Source organism: Micrococcus sp. HMSC31B01, assembly GCF_001816085.1.
GTDB classification, from domain to species: domain Bacteria; phylum Actinomycetota; class Actinomycetes; order Actinomycetales; family Micrococcaceae; genus Micrococcus; species Micrococcus luteus.
In genome coordinates, this window is record NZ_KV824924.1 from 1 (window position 1) to 1213 (window position 1213).

Annotated in this window: 2 pseudogenes; both read left to right on the forward strand. The window is 76.7% G+C overall.

Going from position 1 to position 1213, the window contains the following annotated elements:
- Nucleotides 1-497: pseudogene (locus HMPREF3105_RS01665) on the forward strand (kinase); the annotation flags it as partial.
- A pseudogene (locus HMPREF3105_RS01670) lies at nt 487-1213 on the forward strand (ATP-dependent DNA helicase RecG); the annotation flags it as partial. The pseudogenes HMPREF3105_RS01665 and HMPREF3105_RS01670, both read left to right, overlap by 11 nt.

The window sequence follows — 1213 nt, forward strand, 5'->3', positions numbered from 1 at the left end:
TGGAGGAGACCGAGTCGTTGCTCGCCCCGCTGACCCGGGCGCACGTCGTGGACGCCGGTGCCGTCGGGCTGCTCTGGGTGTTCGAGGCGCTGCGCTCCGTCGTGACGGGCACGCCCGTGGACGAGGAGTTGGCCACCGCGCTCCCCGGCTACGTCGAGGGCGTCCACGCCGCGGAGGGCGAGCCCGCTGCCGAGGCGGAGGCGTCGGCCGAGGGGGCCGTCGAGGTGATGGGCACCCTGACGCTCACCCCGCTCGCCGCGGCCGAGCTGCGCCGACGGCTGGCCGACGTGGGGGACGCCGTGATCCTCGCCCCCGTCGGGACCGCCCGTGACGGGCAGGGCCGGGTCCCGTGGCGGGTCCACGTGCACGTGCCCCGCGCCGAGGACGCGATCGGCCCCCTGCGGGCCGCCGGCGACGTCGAGGGCCTGACCGTCACCGACCTGGCCGGGCCGTCGCACGGCGACGACGCCGCACCGGACGGGTGCCATGGCCGCTGAGGCCCCCGTCACCGACCTGCCCCTGTCCGAGGTGCTGGGCGGGAAGCTGCCCGCCCGCCTCGAGAAGGAGCTCGGGCTGACCACGGTCGGGGACCTGCTGGACCACGTGCCGCGCCGCTGGATCGAGCGCGGCGAGCTCACCCCCATCGCCGCGCTGCCGCACGACGCCGAGGTGACCGTCGTCGCCGTCGTGGAGTCGGTGACCACGCGGCGCATGCACAGCCGGCCCGGGTTCATCGTGGACGTCACCGTCGCGGACCCGTCCGTGGCCGGCGTGCCGGGGGCGAGCCTGTCCATGGCCTTCTTCAACGGCCACGACGCCCGCCGCCGCCTCGCCCCCGGGATGACCGCCATGTTCCAGGGCCGCACGACCGAGTACCGCGGCCGGATCACGCTGAACAACCCGGACTTCGCCCTCCTGGACGACGACGTCGCCCCGGGGGAGGTGGACGTGCGACCGGTTCCGCTCTACCGGGCCACGGGGAAGCTGCCGTCGTGGACGGTCCGCTCCGCCGTCGCCCGGGTGCTCGAGACCGTCGACCTGGGACGGATCCCCGAGCTGCTCACCGAGCGGATCCGCGCGGAGGCCGCCGCGGCGCTCGACCTGGACGCGCCGCTGCCGGGCACCGCCCAGGCGTACCGGGACCTGCACGCCCCGCACGACGTCGCCGCCACCGGCCCGGCGCGGACCGCGCTGGCCCTGCGTGAGGCGCTGC